Origin of the sequence: Bacterioplanoides sp. SCSIO 12839 (assembly GCF_024397975.1) — a bacterium.
In the GTDB taxonomy this organism is placed as follows: domain Bacteria; phylum Pseudomonadota; class Gammaproteobacteria; order Pseudomonadales; family Oceanobacteraceae; genus Bacterioplanoides.
This window is the reverse complement of record NZ_CP073745.1, coordinates 3,715,054-3,737,164: the sequence shown is the minus strand read 5'-3', so window position 1 is coordinate 3,737,164 and position 22,111 is coordinate 3,715,054. Positions and strand designations below refer to the sequence as shown.

Annotated in this window: 17 protein-coding genes; 6 read left to right on the top strand and 11 right to left on the bottom strand. The window is 48.7% G+C overall.

Annotation, left to right across the window (positions count from 1 at the left end):
• Positions 1–9 precede the first annotated feature (9 nt).
• Entirely contained in the window at positions 10–666 is a 657-nt protein-coding gene (locus tag KFF03_RS16885) for an HAD family phosphatase (protein WP_255858092.1), read from the bottom strand.
• A 252-nt stretch (positions 667–918) separates the two neighbouring features.
• Between KFF03_RS16885 and rppH the strand changes: the two genes are divergently transcribed.
• Both rppH and ptsP read left to right on the top strand, forming a co-directional pair.
• Positions 919–1,413 carry an RNA pyrophosphohydrolase gene (gene rppH, locus KFF03_RS16880; RefSeq protein WP_255858091.1) on the top strand — a complete coding sequence of 165 codons (495 nt, stop codon included), beginning with the start codon at positions 919–921 and terminating at the stop codon, positions 1,411–1,413.
• A gap of 43 nt (positions 1,414–1,456) precedes the next feature.
• Complete coding sequence (ptsP, locus tag KFF03_RS16875) at positions 1,457–3,745, top strand: phosphoenolpyruvate--protein phosphotransferase (protein WP_255858090.1); 2,289 nt, start codon at positions 1,457–1,459, stop codon at positions 3,743–3,745.
• A 17-nt stretch (positions 3,746–3,762) separates the two neighbouring features.
• Here ptsP and KFF03_RS16870 read toward each other — a convergent pair whose 3' ends face one another.
• From KFF03_RS16870 to KFF03_RS16855, 4 genes are all read right to left on the bottom strand, one after another.
• Complete coding sequence (locus KFF03_RS16870) at positions 3,763–4,323, bottom strand: DUF882 domain-containing protein (protein ID WP_255858089.1); 561 nt, start codon at positions 4,321–4,323, stop codon at positions 3,763–3,765.
• Between the two features lie 206 nt (positions 4,324–4,529).
• The gene (locus KFF03_RS16865) at positions 4,530–6,329 is read right to left on the bottom strand and encodes a murein L,D-transpeptidase (RefSeq protein WP_255858088.1); all 1,800 of its coding nucleotides are present in this window, start codon (positions 6,327–6,329) and stop codon (positions 4,530–4,532) included.
• Between the two features lie 224 nt (positions 6,330–6,553).
• The gene (locus tag KFF03_RS16860; protein WP_255858087.1) at positions 6,554–7,309 is read right to left on the bottom strand and encodes an NRDE family protein; all 756 of its coding nucleotides are present in this window, start codon (positions 7,307–7,309) and stop codon (positions 6,554–6,556) included.
• Between the two features lie 8 nt (positions 7,310–7,317).
• Positions 7,318–7,641 (bottom strand): DUF3817 domain-containing protein, encoded by a 324-nt coding sequence (locus tag KFF03_RS16855; protein ID WP_255858086.1) that lies wholly within the window; start codon positions 7,639–7,641, stop codon positions 7,318–7,320.
• Positions 7,642–7,910: 269 nt separating this feature from the next.
• Between KFF03_RS16855 and KFF03_RS16850 the strand changes: the two genes are divergently transcribed.
• Positions 7,911–8,606, top strand: coding sequence for a hypothetical protein (locus KFF03_RS16850; RefSeq protein ID WP_255858085.1), 696 nt, complete (start codon positions 7,911–7,913; stop codon positions 8,604–8,606).
• A gap of 66 nt (positions 8,607–8,672) precedes the next feature.
• On the opposite strand, the gene KFF03_RS16845 is transcribed toward KFF03_RS16850, so the two are convergent.
• The gene (locus tag KFF03_RS16845) at positions 8,673–10,355 is read right to left on the bottom strand and encodes a long-chain-fatty-acid--CoA ligase (RefSeq protein ID WP_255858084.1); all 1,683 of its coding nucleotides are present in this window, start codon (positions 10,353–10,355) and stop codon (positions 8,673–8,675) included.
• A gap of 255 nt (positions 10,356–10,610) precedes the next feature.
• Here KFF03_RS16845 and KFF03_RS16840 point away from each other — a divergent pair, with 255 nt between their 5' ends.
• Positions 10,611–12,701, top strand: a complete 2,091-nt coding sequence (locus tag KFF03_RS16840) for a carboxypeptidase-like regulatory domain-containing protein (RefSeq protein WP_255858083.1) — start codon at positions 10,611–10,613, stop codon at positions 12,699–12,701.
• 79 nt (positions 12,702–12,780) lie between these two features.
• On the opposite strand, the gene KFF03_RS16835 is transcribed toward KFF03_RS16840, so the two are convergent.
• A complete protein-coding gene (locus KFF03_RS16835) occupies positions 12,781–13,974 on the bottom strand; it encodes an acetyl-CoA C-acetyltransferase (protein ID WP_255858082.1) in 1,194 nt (397 codons plus the stop codon).
• Positions 13,975–14,215: 241 nt separating this feature from the next.
• Positions 14,216–14,944 (bottom strand): YdiY family protein, encoded by a 729-nt coding sequence (locus KFF03_RS16830; protein WP_255858081.1) that lies wholly within the window; start codon positions 14,942–14,944, stop codon positions 14,216–14,218.
• Positions 14,945–15,214: 270 nt separating this feature from the next.
• Between KFF03_RS16830 and KFF03_RS16825 the strand changes: the two genes are divergently transcribed.
• Positions 15,215–16,588, top strand: coding sequence for an MATE family efflux transporter (locus tag KFF03_RS16825; RefSeq protein ID WP_255858080.1), 1,374 nt, complete (start codon positions 15,215–15,217; stop codon positions 16,586–16,588).
• Positions 16,589–16,651: 63 nt separating this feature from the next.
• On the opposite strand, the gene KFF03_RS16820 is transcribed toward KFF03_RS16825, so the two are convergent.
• The 3 genes from KFF03_RS16820 to KFF03_RS16810 all read right to left on the bottom strand — a co-directional run bounded on the left by KFF03_RS16820 (position 16,652) and on the right by KFF03_RS16810 (position 19,489).
• Positions 16,652–17,809 carry a S9 family peptidase gene (locus KFF03_RS16820; RefSeq protein WP_255858079.1) on the bottom strand — a complete coding sequence of 386 codons (1,158 nt, stop codon included), beginning with the start codon at positions 17,807–17,809 and terminating at the stop codon, positions 16,652–16,654.
• A gap of 371 nt (positions 17,810–18,180) precedes the next feature.
• Entirely contained in the window at positions 18,181–18,366 is a 186-nt protein-coding gene (locus KFF03_RS16815) for a PA3496 family putative envelope integrity protein (RefSeq protein ID WP_255858078.1), read from the bottom strand.
• 271 nt (positions 18,367–18,637) lie between these two features.
• Positions 18,638–19,489, bottom strand: a complete 852-nt coding sequence (locus KFF03_RS16810) for an SIS domain-containing protein (protein ID WP_255858077.1) — start codon at positions 19,487–19,489, stop codon at positions 18,638–18,640.
• A 204-nt stretch (positions 19,490–19,693) separates the two neighbouring features.
• On the opposite strand from KFF03_RS16810, the gene uvrD reads away from it, so the two are divergent.
• Entirely contained in the window at positions 19,694–21,925 is a 2,232-nt protein-coding gene (gene uvrD, locus KFF03_RS16805) for a DNA helicase II (protein ID WP_255858076.1), read from the top strand.
• The last annotated feature ends 186 nt before the right edge of the window (positions 21,926–22,111 follow it).

Here is a 22,111-nt window from a genome sequence, read left to right as displayed (position 1 = left end):
CTCAAACCATTACAAGCACAGACTGATGATGGGCCAGCCTTGTTGTTCGGCACGTGCTTTCAGTGTGTCATCCGGGTCGACTGCAACCGGGTGATCAACCACTTCGAGTAATGGCAAGTCATTGTGCGAATCGCTGTAAAAATAGCTGCCTTGTAAATCCAGCTGTTGTTGCTCTAACCAGCCGTTCAGACGGGTAACTTTGCCTTGCTGAAAGCTGGGAATACCAACAATCTTGCCGGTATACGTGCCGTCGATCAGCTCAGGCTCCGGTGCAATAATATGTTCAATACCCAACAATTCCGCAATCGGATAAGTCACAAAACCATTAGTAGCCGTGATAATCAGTAAGGTATCTCCGGCAGCTTTATGTTTGGCGATCAGGTCACGACTTTTCTGACTGATCAGAGGTGCAATGCGATCTTTGAGGAAAGAGGTTCTTTCTTCCAACATCAGCGCCAGCGGATGTTCGGTCAGTGGCTTCAGAGCAAAATTCAGATATTCATGGATATCCAGGGTACCGGCTTTGTACTGCTCGTAAAAATAGTCATTGCGGCGCTGATGATCTGCCGGGTCGACCAGGTTCCGGTCGACCAGATATTGTCCCCAGGCGTGGTCGCTGTCACCCGATAGCAGGGTATGGTCGAGATCAAAGATTGCTAATGCCAAGGGAGTCCGCCTCATCCGGTCGCGTTACATAAAGAAGTCGCTATTCTAAGGGCAAGAGCGCATACTTTCCTTATAATTATGAGTTCCAAATGTAAAAATATTTGTAAGATAAAGTTCTAATAAAACGATCTTAAAATGTGTGTGATTACGCCACTTAGTCGCTCTTTTTGGCCGCTAACACCGTGATTTACTTGACCTTTGTGGCGAAATCAGCAAATTTGGAAGCAATTTAAAGATTAAGCGGATGGCATTGTGATTGACGAGCAGGGTTACCGGCCCAACGTCGGCATCATCCTTTGTAACGACAAAGGTCAGGTGTTATGGGCGCGGAGAATTGGTCAAGATGCCTGGCAGTTTCCCCAAGGCGGGATAAAGAAGGGGGAATCCCCGGAAAAGGCATTGTATCGAGAGCTGACCGAAGAGGTTGGCCTGACAAAAGAAGATGTGCAAATTATGGGTTGTACTCGTGGTTGGTTAAGGTACCGGCTGCCGCGTCGTATGATCCGCCATGACAGTCACCCGGTGTGCGTTGGCCAGAAGCAGAAATGGTATCTGCTAAAACTGACCGCCGATGACTCAAAGATCAATGTACGCTTGGGCGATAAACCTGAGTTTGATGGCTGGCGCTGGGTCAGCTATTGGTTCCCTCTGGGGAAGGTGGTGGCCTTTAAGCGCGATGTCTATCGTCGGGCAATGAGTGAGCTGTCACCGCGGATTGCCAAGCTACAACGTAACGCTCAGCTATAACCTAAATCGAATCAACATTCACGGAGCTCAGGGTAAAAGCATCATGCTGGATATACTCAGACGCATTGTTCAGGAAGTCAGCGCTGCATCCGATCTGAATGCAGCCTTGCAGGTCGTGGTCGCGCGTATACGCGAAGCCATGCAGACTGAAGTGTGTTCTGTGTATTTATTCGACCCGGAAGTGAAGCAATATGTACTGATGGCGACTGAAGGTTTAAAACAAACCGCAGTTGGCCGGGTAAAGCTGAGTTCCTCGCAAGGTCTGGTGGGTCTGGTTGGGGCTCGTGAAGAGCCATTGAACATCGATAACGCTCCGGCGCATCCCAAATTCCATTTCTTATCAGAAACCGGGGAAGATCCGTTTTTGTCTTTCCTCGGGGTTCCTATTATTCACCATAAGCGCCTGATGGGTGTGATGGTGGTGCAGCAACGTGAAAGCCGCCAGTTTGATGAAAGTGAAGAAGCGTTCCTGGTGACCATGTCAGCACAGTTGGCCGGGGTGATCGCTCACGCTGAAGCCACTGGTGATATTCTTGATTTACCGTCCAGCAATAAGGCTTCCCGTAAAAAGAACGCCCGCTTTAATGGCGCACCGGGTGCTCCGGGTGTAGGCCTTGGCCACGCCTATGTGATTACTCCGGCAGCGGATTTATCGGCGGTTGTGGATAAAGCTCCTGATTCGATTGATGACGAACTTCAGCGTTTTGACGATGCGCTGGCCGGTGCCCGGGAAGAAATTAAAAAGCTGGGTGGTCAGCTGGAAGGGGAACTACGCCCGGAAGAGATGGCGCTGTTTGATGTGTATCTCAATATGCTGGATGACAATGCCCTCGGTGCGGAAGTAAAAAACCACATCCGTGATGGCAACTGGGCGCAAGGCGCACTACGTCAGGTGGTGATGGAATATGTCGGCCATTTCCAGAAGATGGAAGACGTGTACCTGCGCGAACGTGCTACCGATATTCGTGATCTGGGTACTCGGATTCTGGCGCACCTGCAGGGCAATGAAGATGAAACCTCGGCGGAAGATATCCCCGACGATGCCATTCTGGTCAGCGAAGAGTTAACGCCGTCGATGCTGGGGGAAGTACCGGCAGAGAAATTACGCGGCCTGGTGTCGGTAAAGGGTTCTTCCAACTCGCACGTTGCCATTCTGGCCCGGGCGATGGGCATTCCCACCATTATGGGGGTTGTGGATGTTCCTTACGCTCAGTTGCAGGGGCTGGAACTGATTGTTGATGGCTACCGCGGGTTGTTGTACTCCTCCCCGAATGACGAGCTGCGGGAAGAATATCAGGCCATTTATCACGAAGAACAATTATTGCAGCAAGACTTGCTGGAATTAAAAGACTTGCCGGCGGAAACCCTGGATGGACATCGTATTCCGTTGTGGGTGAATACCGGCCTGGTCACCGATGCGTTACGCAGCCTGGATCGCGGCGCCGAAGGTGTTGGCCTGTATCGCACCGAAGTGCCGTTTATGATGAAAGATCGCTTTCCCAGTGAAAGTGAACAGCAGAAAACTTATCGCTTGCAGCTGGAAACTTTTGCTCCGGCTCCGGTCACGATGCGCACACTGGACGTCGGTGGTGATAAAGCGCTGACCTACTTCCCGATTAACGAAGCCAACCCCTTCTTAGGCTGGCGCGGTATTCGTGTGACACTGGATCATCCGGAAATTTTTCTGGTGCAGGTACGGGCGATGTTAAAGGCCAGCGAAGGCCTGAACAATCTGCGCATCATGTTACCAATGATCAGCCACACCAATGAAGTGGATGAAGCGTTACACCTGATTTACCGGGCGCATGCTGAAGTGCGTGAAGAAGGTTTTGAAGTTGAAATGCCCGATGTTGGCGTGATGATCGAAGTGCCAGCAGCGGTGTATCAGATTAAAGAGCTGGCGCAGCGGGTGGATTTTTTATCCGTCGGCAGTAACGACCTGACCCAGTATCTGTTGGCAGTGGATCGTAATAACCCACGCGTCGCAGGTTTGTATCAAGCATTCCACCCGGCTGTTCTGACAGCACTGAAGCAGATTGCTGACGGCGCCCGTGAACAGGGTACACCGGTCAGCGTCTGTGGTGAGCTGGCGGGTAACCCATTGGGTGCGGTATTGCTGATGGCGATGGGCTACGATCTGTTATCCATGAACGCAACCAACCTGCCTAAGGTGAAGTCGGTGATTCGCGGTATCAGCCAGCAGTGGGCGCAGGAATTGCTGGCAGAGGTAATGCAGATGGACAGTGCCCCAATTATTGTGGCCACTATCCAGTTGTCGCTAGAAAAAGCCGGCTTCTCACGGATTATCGGCCCTCAGGGCTCTTCTCACTAAGCCAGATACCTTTCAGTTCAGGCACCTTGCCACTGGCGACGACGCCCGGTATCGATATGAATAAACCCACTTTTCGGATAATAACCAACACCACCGGAACGCATGGCAACCGCCGCTTTGTGTAAATGACGGTGAGACACGCCCGGGATACGGATATCAATCGCTTTACCCTGCATGTGCATACTGCCTTCGGCTACGCCATTGCTCTGGCGGCGTAAGTCGGCATTGGTTTTTGGCGCCCGGTAAGCAGAAACCACGTACAAAGGCTCTTTGCTGCTGAACAGGTTTTGCAGGTGAAACAGCTTATCGTACAAACGGCGCTGCATGGCAATTGCCTGATTTGCACGATGGTCGCGCATCAATAAATCAATATCCTGGATTTCATTGTCCAGATACTGGCCATCAGCCCAGAAGGTGGTTTTCAGTGATTCACCGGTATGAATGTTATAGAGATGTAATGTGCGTTCTTCGGCAATTTTCTGATCTTGTTGTAACTGCTCGGCAAAACTCAGCTGGCTGGTTAAGCTGGCTGCGCCCAATAAGGCGGTATTTTTTAAAAACTGACGACGCTGTTGCATCTGCAAATTCCCCGAAAGAACCCATAACCTGGTTACATTTAATAACACTTTATTATGAGCCCAGTATGCACAATCTTGCTGTGCAGTAGTTGGGGTTATGAAATTTTGCGATGAAGAAAAGTTTTAAAAGTCATAAATGACAGCCTGCTAAATGTAACTGACGGCCAGTGTTCTGATTAAGTGTGGGCGCTCTGGAAGAATGTAACTCAGAGTGATACCGCCGGATTGGTTGGCGCCAAGCCAGCAATCAGGTCGCGTTTGTACACATCATCCCGTACCTGTAAGTTACCGTCATCATCAACCCAGGTAGTCCAGTACATCAGGTAAACCGGCACTTTATCCTGCAAACGGATGCGTGTCGTGCGGTTCTGATCGATGGCGCTGTCGATGTTGGAACGGTGCCATCCCTGCTGACCGCGCAGTAATTTTTCAGCCAGCAATCGAGGTTTTTCGACGCGTACACAACCGGAGCTTAATGCTCGTTTGTCGAGGCTAAACAGCTGTCGCTGCGAGGTGTCATGTAGGTAGATATCCTGATCATTCGGGAACAGGAACTTGATGGTACCCAGCGCATTGTCTTTTCCGGCCTTTTGAATCAAACGGTATGGAAAATAACGCGCGCTGAGTTTTTTCCAGTTGATGGTTTTTGGATCAACAAACTTATCCACACCGTTTACATGCTGGATCACCTGATACCCCTTTTCATTGAGGTAATTGGGGTTCCGTTTTAATTTAGGCAACAGGCTGGTAACAGCAATACGGCGTGGCACAGACCAGGTTGGCGCCAGCTCCAATAAGCTGATCTGATGAGACATCACAGGAGTGCGGCGTTTCAGATTGCCGATAATCACTTTCATATCCAGTTCAGAAGAACCACCATTCATCAGGCGTAAGCGATAATCCGCCATGTTCACCATCACATGTCGTTGACCCAACTCCTGTGGCAGGTGGCGCCAGCGCTTCATGTTCAGGGCGATACGCTGGGCAACCTGGTAAGGCGGCGTATTCAGGTGCTGACGGGTTTGATCATCTAACGTACCACTGGCATCGATATTGTGGCGTTGTTGGAATTTTTTCAGAGCTTCGGCCAAGGGTGCGTCAAATAAAAACTCAGCCTGGTTCAGGTCATAGTTGTCATGCTCTGCCGGTGCTTGCGTGCGTTTTTCATCGGCTTTGAAAAACCAGGATAACGCACTTTTACTGAGGTCTCCGTATTCGCTCAGCATCCAGCGCAGATGAGGCACCAAACGGTGACGATCATTGGTTTGCAGTGCCAGATCATCAGGCAGTGGGTACCAGCGACCCGAGTTGGCGATATCAAGGTAGCGGTTGAGTTCGCCACGAAGTTTCAGATAACCCGGGTGTGAGGGAGTGAGTTGATCGACTAATTGATCCAGGCGGTCTTCCTGAATGGCCTGATTTAATAAATCAAGGATTTGATCTTCGCTGATTTGTGCACCTGGATTGGGTAAAGCCGAAGACAGGGAAACTTTACGAACCGGATGGTCGCCTTCTCCGGTATCGGGCAGCAGCTCGGCATTCAGTGCTTGTTTAGCATAGGTGACGAAGGCGTCGGTCAGCAGCACTTCAACCGCGGTAGCCTGCTTGGGAATATTCGACAGGCGAATGGTTTCCCGCTCTAATGTCGCCAGCTCGTAGCCGTAATGACGCCAGTCGTCGGCGGCGGTTTCTCGCAGCACCTGCATCAATTCCTGGCCTGCTTTCGTCAGCTCGTAACTGTCCATCCACACAGGCTGATATTCGCGACGCAAATAGAAGGGTTCAATCGAACGTACGTGTTTCAGGCGAACTTCTCCGGCAACACGCCGTGCGGACTCAATCAACCAGTGTTCCATATATTTTTGTGCCACTTTGGGTGGCATATAAGGTTTGGTATTGATGCTGGCAGCCAGCACAACAAACAGCAGAACCAGACAGGTGATGGCAATCCAACCTGTGGCTCCGAGGAATTTATGCTGTTGTGGCGCTGGAGATAATCTGTTCATGCCACAAAGTATGGACGGCGATTTGAATAAATGTGATGCGAATCGCGCTACGGTAATTAGAATTTTGTAAAGCTGTGCAACCGGTTTTTGGGACGTTAAGAAAAATTGAAGCAGCTTCAGTGACTTAGCTTAATATTTTGTAACTTATTGAATTACGACAAGTTTTTGTCAGGCAGTGTTTTTTAGCAGAGGCCAATCGATTTTTAACAGAAGACAGTCGATTTTTAGCAGCGAGCAGCCGATGGCAGTGAAAATTCCGTCTCGCTGGCTTTTTCACCGTTGTTTTGCCAAACGGTCTCCTTGATTTGCCATTGCTGGTCATTGATCACCAATGCCGTTGAACAGCGGGTTCCATAATGAGGCGAAAGAATAAACTGGCTGGATAACCGCTGCTCCCATTCCAATGGCACGCCTGTATCCGGTAACTGTTCATCTGGGAAGGGCAGACGTCGGTCGAGTAAATCAGCCGGTATGCTGTTATGAGAGTGTTGCAGCCATTCGGCCAACTGTTTCTTGGCCAGTTCGGTTTTGGGCCAGGGCGTATTCAGGTGTGCGTTGCTTAAGCCATATAAGCCGGAAGACAGCTGCTGGTAATGAAATGTGGGATGGTTATGGCTATACCACAAAAATTCGCCATCGTAACAAATCAGGTTGAACAGACCGTAACGCATTGCTGTGTTCGCCAGTTGTTGCAACCAGGCTTCGCCGCTGAGTTCAGACGTCAGAAAGTCCAGCACCAGATTACCACGACTCAGTGCATTTTCTGGTTCGTGACCCGGAGCGCGAATATTGGTGAGTGTAGCAAAGCGCTGGTTTTGTGTGATGCCCAGCCAGGTGCCGCCCTGTTGTAAGTCTTTTCCGGCGTATAAGCCCGGATGTTCAGACCAGGAGTGGAGCGCTTTTGTCGGGCGTTGATAAAACTCATCGCGATTGGCTGTCAAAATCAGCCGATTGTCTTCGGCTTGCCAATTAAACGCCATCAGGCACATCAGTTAGTGTCCGTCACAGATGTATTTTCTACGGAGCGTTTTAACGCGTAATCAAATACAAACGGGCCAAATGGCAGTACGGCTGCAATCACGCCAGCAGGCATGGCCCAAAGCGGTAATTTGATGCGGTTTGCGGTGATTAATAACACCACCAGGTAGGCCATAAAGAGCAACCCATGAGCTGAGCCGACAATCCGTACTGCTTCATGGATGCCATAAACGTATTTGAGTGGCATAGCAACGCCAAGTAGTAACAGAAACGAGCAGCCTTCTAAAAAACCAACACGGGTGAGCATTTGCATCGCAGACTGGGTGCTGTTCATAAATCAACCTGAGAATGAATCATCAATAAGCGGCTGGTGATTCTGCCTGAGATCCATTCAACTGGCAAAACGCATGATTGTTCTTGAAATTGAAACAATCCGTTCGGCTCCGCTATTTGTGACTTACAAACCTGACAGTTGTTGAAATAAGGGCGCTGCGGGCATTGTGTTATTCGCCGGTCTAATTTGTTGCAGTTCTGAATATAATTGATGACAGATTTATTTCATAAGATGCACTCAATAATGAATATTAACGTGAGTGTTGTTTGATGAGACTAACTGATTCCTCAGAACGTGTCGGCCAGAGATCTGGTGATGGTGCTGGTATTGTCACCGGAGTCATCGCTTCGGTTGCTGTGTTATCGCTGATTCTTGCCTGGTCGGTTATCCAGCAAGGGTTGGTGATTTTGTACGATGAAAATCAAATGATGGAGCATCTGCAACTGGCATTAATTTTGGCGGCAGGCTGGACTTTTTGGCGTAGTGATTGGTGCGAGATGGATGAAGTCAGCCCACAAACACGACGACAGTTGCGCTGGTTGGCGCTGACCGCAACCGCTCTGATGTTCAGCTTTTTTATGCGTGAAATGAGTGTGAAACATATTGGCCCTGAGTGGTTGGTATATTGGGTGGATGGCACGGGTTTTAAAATCCTGATGGCGCTGATCTGGCTCCCCTTGCTGTATTCCTTAGCACGCAGTTTTTCCTGCTACTGGAGCCTGATGAAAAATGCCTTTAATAGCCATTTTTTCTTATATGCGATGGTTTCTTTGGCTCTGCTACTGGTGGGCGCCGTGTTTGATAAAGAAGTGTTTAAACCGGAATTTTTCCGTTTTTATGAAGAAGTGGCGGAGCTGAATGCCTATGCCTGGTTGTTGGCATCCGCTTTATTATTTGAACAGGATATGGTGAAAGCGAGTAATAAAACCCACTGCATGCAGACCTATTCGCCAGTATGGCGTTGATCAAATGCCCCGGAATATGTCCGGGGCGCAGTAGGTTTGGAGTGAAGTGGGCTAGGAGTGAGCGGTTTATGCTCCGCTCAGCTCGATCAGATAGTTCTGATACTCATCTCGCAGTGTTCGTTTCTGCAGTTTTCCGGTTGCGGTGTGTGGCAGTTCTTCGACAAAAATGATGTCGTCCGGTAACCACCATTTAGCAACCTTGCTTTCCAGATATTGGTAGACGTCTTCTTTACTGACAGACGCGTCTTCATTTTTTACCAGAAACAACAGCGGACGTTCATCCCACTTGGGGTGTTTGACACCAATCACACAGGCTTCATTAATGGCTTCATGGCCAACAGCCGCATTTTCCAGATCAATGGAAGAAATCCATTCGCCACCGGATTTCACAACGTCTTTGGCTCGATCGACAATTTGCAGATAGCTGTTGTCATCGATGACGGCAATATCGCCAGTATCAAACCACTGGTTGCCATTTTTATCGATAAAGAAAGAATCTGGCTTTTCATTTTTAAAATAGGCCGTTAATACCCAAGGGCCGCGGACACGCAATAACCCGCGACTGCTGCCATCGTGAGCAACGGGTTGGTCATCTTCATCAAAGATTTCCAGATGGATGCCAAACATGGGTTTACCAGCAGTGGTTTGCAGACGGTAGCGTTCGTCATCACTCATCGATTGCATGGCTTTGGTTGGCGCACCCAGCGTTGCTAATGGTGATGTCTCGGTCATGCCCCAGATCGGTAATAAATACACGCCATATTCTTTATCCAGTGTTTCGACCAGAGAGCGTGGCGAAGCTGAACCTCCAACACCAACAGTTTTAACTGAATCCATGCGTAAGTTATTACGTTTCAGGTAGTCGATTAATCCCAGCCAAACCGTAGGTACGCCTAACATTAAATCGATGTCAGCCAGTTCAATCAGTTCGTGCAGGCTTTTACCATCCATGCCTTCGCCGGGCAGTACCAAAGTGGCTCCTGACATCGGCGCGATGTACGGCATACCCCAGGCGCAGACGTGATACATGGGCACCACCGGCATCACCACGGTATCGGTGCTGATATTCAATGCATCCGGATTACGACTGGCAAAAGCATGCAACACGGTTGAGCCATGGGAATACAAAACGCCTTTGGGGTTGCCGGTTGTACCCGAGGTGTAACACAGGCAAGCGGCGCTATCTTGTGATAAGGCTGGCCAATTGAAGTTTGGTAATGCCTCTGTGACTTCAGACGTATTAATCAGAGTTTCGTAACAGCTGACGTTAGGCAGTGAAGTGTCGGGCATCTGATCTTCATCGATCAGCAGAATAAAGCTTTTTACTGTGGTGAGCTGATCGGCTATGGGTTCCAGTAATTGGGCAAAACAAGCATCAAGAAAAACGTAACAATCTTCAGCATGATTAATAATGTATTCGATTTGTTCACGGTACAGGCGTGGATTGACGGTATGGCAGATCGCTCCGATGCCTGAGATACCGTAATAACACTCAAAATGGCGATAGGTATTCCAGGCCAATGTGGCAATCCGGTCGCCGGGTTGAACGCCCAGTTGCTGCAGCGCGACTGCCAACTGCTTGGAGCGTAATAAAGCATCGCGATAGGTATAGCGATGAATATCACCTTCTAAGCGACGGCTGATGATTTCACGATTGCCATGATGAGCCGCTGCGTATTCCAGTAAATCCGGAATCACCAGTGGTTGGGTCATCATATTGCCGTTTGATGGGGAATGAAGCTCAGGCATAAACACGATCCTGTGTTGCGGCTTTTGCCGGTGAAGAAGGGTGTCGTTATAGGTATATGTTCAAGAGAATAGAGTGTCCTATTTCAGAGGTAAACAGAAAGCTCAGACAAATCTCCCAATCGGACGGTTAATGCCAGTGGACAACAATTTGTTTTTCACAAATGACTATTTGTTTGGGTGGTTACTGGAAAAAAGAAAGTAATGGGAATAGTATCTCTGCCTCTGAAATTCAAACTCAAGGAAGGAGTTCTCTTAATGAAGAACCTGTTTTTATTTTCATTAATTAGTTTACTTGTTGCCTGTGGTGGCAGCGGTGGCTCAGGCGGAGCGCCTGAAAACGAACCTCGGAATCAGGTTGATCCGGGTCAGTCAGATGAACCTGGCACTCAGCCAGAACCAGCACCTCAGCCTCAACCAGCACCTCAGCCTCAACCAGAGCCTCAGCCTCAACCAGAGCCTCAGCCTCAACCAGAGCCTCAGCCAGAACCAGAACCTTTTGTACCTGAGAATAGCTCGATTTCCTCATTATCGTTAGTTGACGCAAGTGGTTCTCCGTTGGCTAATGCCAGCGTAACCGTTTCACCGCAGTCGACCGGTAACATTGCTGCGTTATCCGCTCAGAATTCTCAATTGCTGACCGCAGATGAAAATGGTGACTTGGTGTTACCTGATCTGTCTCCCGGCCGATACGTTTTATCCATTACTATTGGAGATGTCACTGTTTCAACGGTTTTAGAGATATTGCCGAACAATGCAGCTGAGTCGACAACGGTTGCCGCGCCAATTGTTGTGTCCGAAGATCCGGAAGGTGATCTGCTGGCGGAAAGCCTGGAAGGGAAAGGCATTTTTGCCTCTTTAACAGGTGTTATTTACGGCGACTCAGGTGTTCTGGAAAATGTTCAAATTGAGTTGTCTGGTGGTGTTGGAACTAATGGTGCTGTTGCATCGGCAGTCACCAATTCTGATGGTGAGTTCTCACTTATTATTAATGTGTCCCTGGATAAGTTGTTGGCGATGCGTGAAGCGACCATCCGAATTGTTCGGGAAGGTTTCCAGACTCAATACATTCCTTTTAATGTGGCAGAGATTGCCAATGTTCAAACAGTTACGGCAATTGCAGGTCTGAATTATTCCTTGCAGCCGCAAACTGAGTTGGTTGAAACTTTTTATCAGGAAGACTTTGAACAGCTAACCGATGGGGCTGTTTGTGGAATGTGGAGCGCAGCCAGCTTCGAGGCTATAACACCTCCTGAAGGAATACCCGATGATGTACCAGGAGAGGAGCCTGTTGAAGTCATTCCAACATCCCTATCTATTTTGGTTGCTGCGAATCTGGATGCTGTTGAGGAGGCGGAAGCGTTGAACCTATGGCACAGCCATTCAAGCGGTTTATCCATTATTAATCAGGCCGTTGTTGAGAATCTGGTTTCCTTAGCTCCAGATGATCAATCGGGTGGGAAGATCCCTGATCCTCAGGGGAATTATGCCTGCTGGTATGGTCAATCCGCGGCAGGCAATGTTGGCCAGGGTAATTTCCTGGGTGATATTGATGATACCAATGGCGGTGTTGAGTCTGATGGTGGTGAGTCAGATCGCTATAATGCTGGCGCTATTGTTTCTCCATTAATTGATTTGACCAATGCCAGTGCACCATTGGCTTTGGATTTTAATACCTGGTGGGAAATTGAATCGGTTAACCCGAACGAAAATGGATTTGATTTGATGATCATTTCCGTATCGACCGACAATGGTAGTAGCTGGAGTGACATCGCTCGTCTGAATCCACTGTCTGATCCAATTGGAGGAGAGCGAGCTCCGTTACCTTACTCAAATCGTGGCTTTAACAAAGCACCGTTATGGTTGTCTCAGGAACCGGTTAGTTTGTCTGACTTTGCCGGACAACAAATCAAGCTACGCTTTGCTTTTACAACTCAAGACTCGCTTTACAATGGGTTTCGCGGTTGGCTAGTCGATGATATTGCTATTTATCAAGGTGAAGGAAGCTTCCCAGGTTCCCAGCAAGGTGTTGAGTTTGGTGATTATATTGCTGGTGGTTTGGGCAATTTTAACGTCGAGACTTCGACACTGAATTACTCCGGGGAAGTCGTCTCTGGTGAAGCTGTTGTGTTGCAACTGTTGGCATACAACGAGATTGGCGAGCCTTCTGTTATTTCTGAACAGACTTTGAATACAGGTGACTTTAGCGTTTCTGCTACTTTTGATGCTACCAACTCTGCCTATGTGATATTCGCAGCACGTGTTTTGATTGACGAACAAGTCGTAAGTGAGTCTGTGATCACAACCTATAGCAGTAATGACTCTGGTGATACTGAAACGCCCCAGTAGTTTTTTGCCAGATTTAGCCTCTAACAAAAAACGCGCCGATGGCGCGTTTTTTGTTCATTCTGTTTTTTGTTCAGAAATATCAACGCTCAATCGCCAGTGAGACACCCATGCCACCACCGATGCACAAGGTCGCGAGACCTTTTTTAGCATCCTGGCGAATCATTTCGTGCAGCAGCGTCACCAGAATACGGCAACCGGATGCACCAATCGGATGGCCTAAAGCAATCGCACCACCGTTCACGTTCACTTTGCTGGCATCCCATTCCAAACCTTTGTTAACCGATAAGGCTTGTACTGCAAAGGCCTCGTTCGCTTCAATTAAATCCAGGTCAGAAACCTGCCAGCCAACTTTTTCCAGACATTTCTTGGTTGCCGGAATTGGCCCTGTACCCATAATTTCAGGGTTAACACCGGCATTTGCGTATGCTTTGATGGTTGCCAGAATCGGCAGTCCCAGCGCTTCGGCTTTGGCTCTGCTGGCCAACATCACAGCTGCAGCGCCATCATTCAATGATGAGGCATTGCCTGCGGTCACGGTGCCGTCTTTTTTGAAGGCTGCGCGCATACCGGCCAGTTTTTCTTCTGAGATACCGGCACGTGGATTTTCATCCGTATCGAATACGATATCGTCACCACGGCGTTGTGGAATCACAACCGGGGTAATCTCGTCTTTAAACTTGCCAGCTTCTATCGCTGCCAACGCTTTTTGTTGAGACGCAGCGGCGAAAGCATCTTGCTCGGCGCGTTCAATGCTGTATGAATCGGCGATGTTTTCAGCCGTAATCCCCATGTGGTAATCATTAAACGCGTCCCAGAGGCCATCACTGATCATGGTGTCGACCATGTTCCAGTTGCCCATACGTTGGCCGTTACGTGAACCAGGTAAAGCATGAGCTGCGTTCGACATAGACTCCTGGCCACCGGCAATAATGATGTCTGCATCGCCACATTTGATTGCCTGAGCACCCAGATGCAGGGCTTTTAAACCAGAACCGCAGACTTTGTTGATCGTCATGGCTGGTGTAGTGTCTGGCAGGCCGCCTTTGATCGAAGCCTGACGTGCCGGATTCTGGCCACAAGCCGCGGTTAATACCTGGCCCATCAGTACTTCATCAACCAGCTCCGGAGCAATGGCTGTTTTCTCCAGCAGAGATTGAATCACAGTTGCGCCCAGATCACTGCCGGACACGCTTGCCAGTGATCCACCAAATGAGCCAATGGCGGTGCGGGTCGCGGCAACAATAACCACATCGTTAGACATTGTGTCAGTCATACATCACTCCAAAGCATGTTGATTAAGGACATCGGATCCCATGTCATAGGTGGGGATAACACAGAGTGTGTTACAACAATAATTGCTGTCCTGAAAAGTCAGGCATGATACTGGTATTTATACGTAAGTAATACGGGGGAAGGGGTGAAAGGCTTACGACCAAAGTGTGATCTTATGATTTTACCGCCCCTGAATCGTGAGTGACTCAGGGGCGAGAAAGCCGAGGGTATTACCTTGTTGATCAGAAGCTATAGACCAGTGTGATGCCAAGCTCACGATCAATGTTTTCATTTTCGTCCGGCACTTCTTCAACATACTTAATTTTGTAAGTGATTTTGGTTGCCAGGGCACCAATAATAGTGCTTTTTAAGCCGGTCTCTGAACGGTAAGTCGAGTTCTCATCACCAATTTCAGCCGTAAACTCTTCGATAAACGACACCCCTTCACTGATTAACCAGTCAAACTTGGCGTCCAGTCGAGCGATAGAGTCTTCATTGATTTTCTGAGTTTCTTTTAACTTATCGCGACGGTAACCGGGTGCGGCTTCAAGCGACAGGTTCATATTATCTTGCTGGATAACACGGTAGCCATAACCCACAGCAATAACTGATTCGTATTCAAAGCCACTGAAGCGATCACGCTCGTGGGTACCGGTAATCGCCAGGTAAGAGCGTTCGCCAAAGTTACGGTCAAATCCGACTTCACCATAATATTTTTCTTTCGAAGTAACGTCGTCTTCTTTACTGGTCAGTGCTTCCAGCTTGAGGTATTGGTCCCAGTCCTGGCCATCGTGTTTTAGGTCGAAAGCGCCGTTAGTGCTCTGAGTATCTGTATTACCTGAGGTATCGATAAAACCCAGTTCGGCGGAACCTGACCACGGAGATGACGGTGCTTCTTCTTGAGCAGAGACAAATGAAGCAGAGATTAAACCAGAAATCAGACAGATTTCTCGGATAGGGAGAGTACGCATAAGCAGTCCGTTGATAAGTTGTTTTCAAGAAGAGTTTTTTAAGCGCAGCCAGCCTAACGGTCGCACTCACGATCTGCAAGTCTGAAACAAATACTTGAACAACGTTTTACAATGATAAATATCGGCAACAAATTGTTCGTTATCTGGCATAAAACGGCCCTGTTTAGCACTACAAAGTACGTTAGAGTAACAACCTGATCTGGCTGTTTTATGTGAGCCAGTTTTTTTGTTTGAGTTGAGCCGGTTTTTTGATTGAGTTGAGATTGTTACGTGCGTGAAGCCATTCTGACTGCACCTGTAAATCAGGTGTTATACCAGCTGACGAAACCCATGGTGATAGGCATCATGGCGGTGTTCTTTTTTCAGCTGGTAGATACCTATTTTATTTCATTATTAGGCACGACATCACTGGCGGCGGTAGGCTTTGCGATGCCGGTGACTATGCTGGTGATGAACTTATCCATTGGGCTGGGAATCGCGGCATCCGCATTGATTGCAAAATCATTTGGTGCCGGCGATGACCTGCAAGCGAAGCGGGCTGCGATGGCAGCTCTGATGCTGAGCGTGGTGCTGGGTGTTTTAATCAGCATTCTTGGTTTGCTGGTTAATGACTATATCTTTGCGGTATTGGGCGCCAGTCCGGATTTATTGCCTGAAATCTGGAATTTCATGGTGTTTTGGTGGCCAGGTTCCGTTGTTATGCTGGTGATGATGGTGCAGAACAGCTCGATGAGGGCGACCGGTAATACCCGGCTGCCGTCACAAATGATGCTGGTAGCTGCAGTCCTGAATGCGTTGCTGGACCCATTATTAATCTTTGGTTGGGGGCCTGTGCCGGCTCTGGGCGTTGGCGGTGCGGCATTAGCCAGTACCCTGTGTTGGGTAATTGTACTGGCGGTTATTCTGACGCGTCAGCGTCAGTCAGGCTTTCTCAGTCGCCATGGCATGAGCTGGAGTCAGATCCAGCAGTTATGGCGGCGTATGATGGCCTTAGGCATACCCGCCATGGTTACGAATATGATGGTGCCGGTAGCCGGCGCTGTACTATTGGTGATGGTGGCACCACTAGGTGAAGAAGCTGTTGCTGGCTTTGGTGTTGGCATGCGCCTGGAGCCTTTCGCTTTGATTGTCATTCTGGCGCTGACATCTACCTTGCCAACCTTTGTTGCACAAAATCATGGTGCTCATCAGGATGAACGCATCTTTGAAGCCTTACTCAGTAGTTTTAAATTTTTACTGTTGCTGCAAGGCGCTATCGTGATCACGTTCTGGCTGACGGCTGAATGGCTAGCAACGTTATTTTCTGATGACCTGGCGGTGCAGGAAACCATCATTGAATTTGTGCGCTGGTTGCCGATTGGATACTTCGGCATGGGAGTGGTGTTGTGTGTGAACTCGGCGCTGAACTCACTTCAGAAAACCAGCAGCTCGATGGTATTAAACGCAGTACGCTTGTTTGTCTTTTATGTCCCAGGCGCTTTTGTTGGTTCTTACCTGTGGGACTACAGCGGTTTATTGATTGGAGCCGCACTGGGCAATCTGATTATTGGATTGTTGGTTTGGAGGATGACCTGTCTGGTTGCGATCAGCAGGAAATTGACGATTGGAGGGTGGCGCTTTTCGTTTGATGATATTAAACGTTAAGTAACCTGGTAATGTATTACTGAGTGAAAGCCTACCCGGAAATGCTTTCCGGGTAGGCTTTTATTATTTGGCCGGTTCTAATAAGCGCTCTTTGACCGCTGCATAGCAATAGCGATTACCAAGAGAGTGATGGATTAACCCGGGGTTAAGACCTGGAATCACGGTGATCTGATCTGCGACATCAATAACCGGAACTGTTACTCCGTTGTTATTAAAGTATGCGGCCGCGGCTTCGGTATTAAAATAAGGGACTGCGCCGTCTTCACTGGTACCGCATAAAATCGTTGGTGTCTTAGGAGTAAAGTCGAGCACCTCGTTGTCTCGCAAAGCAACCCGGAATGCATTGTCACGGTTAGTTTCAAAATCATTCAGATAATCGTTTTGCAAAAACTGATCCGGATCAGTCGGGAAAACACCGCCAATAAGAAACTCGGTTAAGCTTCTTTCACCCGGAAAGCTGTCGGTGATATCGTCGGTAAATTGTGGCAAGAAAACGTCTTCCAGATCAGTATATATATTCCCATAAATATTCTGAAAAGACTCAACCACATAGGATAGGAAAACCCCAGCTGCAACATTCGGTATTGCCGGGTTTATACCGCTTAGAAAAGTTTGTTCCAGTTGATATGGACCTGCCATCGGGGCACTGGCGACCAGATTGAATTCGTCTGAATAATTTGCCTCAATCGCTCTCTGAGCCGACATAACCACATGGCCGCCTTGAGAGTAGCCGGCAAGCATGACTTTGCCGGACAGTTCGATATTTTCTTCGAGTGAATCGACAGCAATACGTGCCGCACGTAGCGCATCAATCATGGCTTGTGCCTGACTGTCCCGATGCAAAAACGGATGATAGTCATATTCTGAAGCGCCAAATCCGAGGTAATCCGGGCTGACGACGACATATCCCTGAGAAGCAAAAAAACCGTGGTCAAAAGCTGCACTTTCGACCGTTGCTTCAATGTAGTCTTCCTGAGTCGTTGTGCCATGAGCCTTGGCCAGTAGCGGGTATGGCCCCTCACAGCCAGGGCCTGAAGGGAATGATAATGCTCCTGATACGGTCACACTCTCACCTTCGACCCCGAGGCTCGAATATTCAAGCCGATACAGCTCTACGTCACAATCTGCCTGACCTGACAGTGCAATCAACCCTTGTTCTGTCATTGCGCTGTCGATGGCTTGCTGGGTAACACTTGCCACCTTGGTGGCAGTTACTTGCATTGATGGACCTGAAGAGCTGCTGCTATCACCTCCACAAGCCGAAATCAGTAACGCGGCCGATATAACACTGCTATTTATTAACGGTTTTATAGGGAATTTCATACCTTGCTTCCTGTTCTTATTATTGGAATAGGAGCTCTGATACAAGCAGGCGCAGGAACAAAGCTCTGGCATAAAACCAGACTAACATGGTGGGAGTATCGCTTGCATACAGATTTTTTGGAACGAAAGAACAGCTTCAGCGAAGGTAATGTGCTGAACAGCCACGTAACAGCACTAATACAACAATGTTGTAACCATCAGAAATACGGCGGGTTTGGCTAGATTCTACCTCCAACATATACATGCTGGAGGTGATAGAGAACCAGTTTTTACATCTCTTCGAAATAATAATCCTCTAATTCAGATTCCAGGCATTTGCGTTCACGATGTGCTTCAATGGCGCGACGGGCCATCAGCTTTTTAGACATTTGCGATTCTTTTTTTACCACCACATTGCCGTTCTGATCGAACGATACAACTTCTTCGTGGCCTTCGAACTTAATAGCTGCTTCCATTGTTCTATTCCTTCTGTAGATCACAGTCAGTGTGGTTTTGCTAACCCGGAGCCATGATTTTTCTTTTTATTGGTTGCAATAGAATGACAGTAAAAATTGAAGTGGCCAAATAACCCGAAAATTGAATGAACAATCAGTAACCAAACCGAGGCCTTGATTCTTCTGGTGTAAGGAAAAAATAGGGAAATTGACGCCTGATTATTGCCGTCAGTTTGACAAAAAAGTCAGCGGCAAAACGAACTTATGGCGTATTTTGTCTTATTTTTGAGCCTTAATTTTCAAGGCGAAGTGACTTAATACTGCGTTTGATGGCATTTAAATGTTCAGCAAACTCGGGGCCGCGACGCTGGGTAACGGCGACGGCGAGCATATCGATGATCATCAGATGAGCAATACGGGAGGTCATCGGCGTGAACTGCTCGGTGTCTTCTTCGATATTGATATGAATCGGTAAATCAGCGGCCAGGCTTAATGGAGTGTTTGCGGGTGCCAAACTCACCACCTGAGCACCGTGTTGTTGTGCCAGTTGAACGGTATGTAATAAATCCTTGGTGCGCCCGCTTTGGGAAATGGCAACAACCACATCGTCTTCGCCCAGCGTCACCGCCGACATCGACTGCATATGTGGATCACTGTAAGCAGCCGTAGCGACCTGTAAGCGGAAAAACTTGTGTTGTGCATCGGTTGCCACGGCACCGGATGCACCAAAGCCATAAAACTCGACCCGACGAGCAGCGCTGATGGCGTTGGCGGCCTGAGCTACCTGTTTGGTTTTCAGCTGCGACTTAACCTGATGTAAGCGCTGGATGGTGGTATCGGCAATTTTGTCGCAGATGTCTTCAATGCTGTCATCTTCGGCGATCGCAAACTGACCGATGTTATTGGCGACCGCCATTTCCTGAGCGATGCGGACTTTAAATTCCTGAAAGCCGTTGCAGCCAATACCGCGACAAAAACGCACGATGGTGGGTTCGCTGACCTGAGCTTCCTGTGCCAGATCGACAATCCGCATGTGCATCACCTGTTCCGGTGCCTTGAGCACATACTCGGCAACCTTAACCTCAGATTTACGCAGGTTAGGGATTGCTGCTGCAATTTCTGTCAGAACCGGACTCTGTCTCAAATCAGCCTCGCACAGCCAGAATGGGGATGGGTGATATTACTGAGTGTAGTAAATCACTATTAACTGCGCGGATTATAAGTGAATCTGCTATGAGTGCCAGCGATGATGATCAGCGAGCAGAGCAGCACTATTGTGAATAAATGGGTGTAAATATATACAGTAAAGCTATCAAATCTGTGGCATGAATCTGATAGACTCGCGTCCATGGATATTTCACTTTTGCTCGATAACTTAAACGATGGTCAGCGCAATGCGGTGGCTGCCTCTTCCAAACATCAGCTGGTATTGGCCGGCGCGGGTTCGGGGAAAACCCGGGTGCTGGTGCAGCGTATTGCCTGGCTGTTAAATGTGGAGAACGTATCGCCGTTTGCGGTGATGGCGGTGACATTTACCAACAAGGCGGCGAAAGAAATGCGCGGCCGTCTGGAAGAGCTGTTAAATGTGCCTTCCAATGGTTTATGGGTGGGTACTTTCCACGGCCTGGCACATCGCTTGTTGAAGCAACACTGGCGTGAAGCCAAACTGCCGCAACATTTTCAGATTCTCGACAGTGACGATCAGCTGCGGTTAATCAAACGCCTGATGAAAGCGCACAACATCGACGACAGCCGTTATCCGCCAAAACAAATTCAGTGGTTTATTAACGGCCAGAAAGATGAAGGCCGTCGTGCGGCGCATGTGATTCCATCGGCTGATCCGTTTCAGGAAACCTTGCGCACGGTGTATTCCATCTACGAAGAAAACTGCCAGCAAAATGGTCTGGTGGATTTTGGTGAAATTCTGCTGCGTGCTCATGAATTATGGTTGCACAACCCGGAACTGCTGGAACATTATCAGCAACGCTTCCGCAACATTTTGGTCGACGAATTTCAGGACACCAACAATATCCAATACGCTTGGATTCGGCTGTTAGCCGGTGATCGGGTTTCGGTGATGGCGGTAGGTGATGACGATCAGTCTATTTACGGCTGGCGCGGCGCCAATATCGATAATATCCGTAACTTCCAGCAAGACTTCCCGGGCGCTGAGCTGATTAAGCTGGAGCAGAATTATCGTTCTACGGCTAATATCCTGGCCGCCGCCAACGCCGTGATTACCAATAACCAGGGGCGTTTAGGTAAAAACCTGATGACGGAAGGTGCTGAAGGCGAACCGATTCGTTTATACAGCGCCTTTAATGAGCAGGACGAAGCCCGTTATATTGCCGATTTGGTGGATGAGTGGTCACGTGATGGCCGCCAGCGTACCGAGATGGCGGTGTTGTATCGTTCCAATGCTCAGTCGCGCACCCTCGAAGAAGCGTTTTTGCGCTCAGGCATTCCTTACCGCATTTATGGTGGCCAGCGTTTTTATGAGCGCCTGGAAATTAAAAATGCCTTGTCGTATTTGCGCCTGTTATTAAATCGACAGGACGATGCGGCGATGGAGCGAGTCATTAATGTTCCGGCGCGGGCGATTGGCGAAAAAACCGTGGAAATTTTGCGCAGCCATGCCCGAGATCAGGGTTGTTCGTTATGGCAGGCCGCTAATGAAGCGGTGTCGTTAGGTTTATTACCGAAACGTGCCGGAACTGCCGTGCAGAACTTTGTCGATTTACTCGATGAAATGAGTGTTGGCATCGAAGAATTAAAATTACACGAAATTGTTGATCAGGTTATTACCCAAAGCGGTTTGATCGAACACCATAAAAAAGAGAAAGGTGAAAAAGGTCAGGCGCGCCTCGATAACCTGGAAGAGTTAATTAACGCCGCGCGTCAGTTTGAAACCGGCGATTATCTGCCATCCGATGAAACAGATGCTGATGGTGAAGAACCGACCAGCCAGTTAGATCTGGCGGTCTTCCTCGATAACGCTGCGTTGGATGCGGGTGAAGGTCAGGCGGATGAATACGAAGACGCGGTGCAATTAATGACGCTGCACTCGGCCAAAGGTCTGGAGTTCCCGCAAGTAGTATTGGCGGGCATGGAAGAAGGTTTATTCCCGCATAAAATGTCGATGGATGAAGCGGAAGGCCTGGAAGAAGAGCGTCGTCTGGCTTACGTTGGTATCACCCGGGCAATGGAGCAGTTAATTCTGACTCATGCCGAAAGCCGTCGTTTGCATGGTCAGGAAAATTTCAGTACGCCGTCGCGTTTTATTCGGGAAATTCCGCAGGAACTGATTCAGGAAGTTCGTCTGAAAAACAGTGTCAGTCGACCGCTGACGGCAAAACGCCAAGGTGGGTTTAATACACCGGCGCAACCAGATTTTATTAAACAAGAGCAGAGTGCCTCGGTACCGTACGATCTGGGTAACCGTGTTTACCATGAGATGTTTGGTGAAGGCACGGTGCTGCAGTTTGAAGGTCAGGGCCCGGGACTGCGGGTGCAGGTGTTTTTTGATGACGCCGGTCAGAAGTGGCTAGTGGCTAATTTTGCCAAGCTTGAAAAGGTTTGATCAAACTCACTAGAGAGTATGCTGGATTCGTTTTTCGAGAACAGCAACATGGATGTTGCATCCGTCCGGCAGGCACATGGATGTGCCTTCGGGACGGTGGCAGAAAAATGATCCGGCATACTACTAAGAATTTTAGGTAAGAGAGCAGTATATTTTTAGCCGCAGCGCAGAAGCCACGTCCTTGTG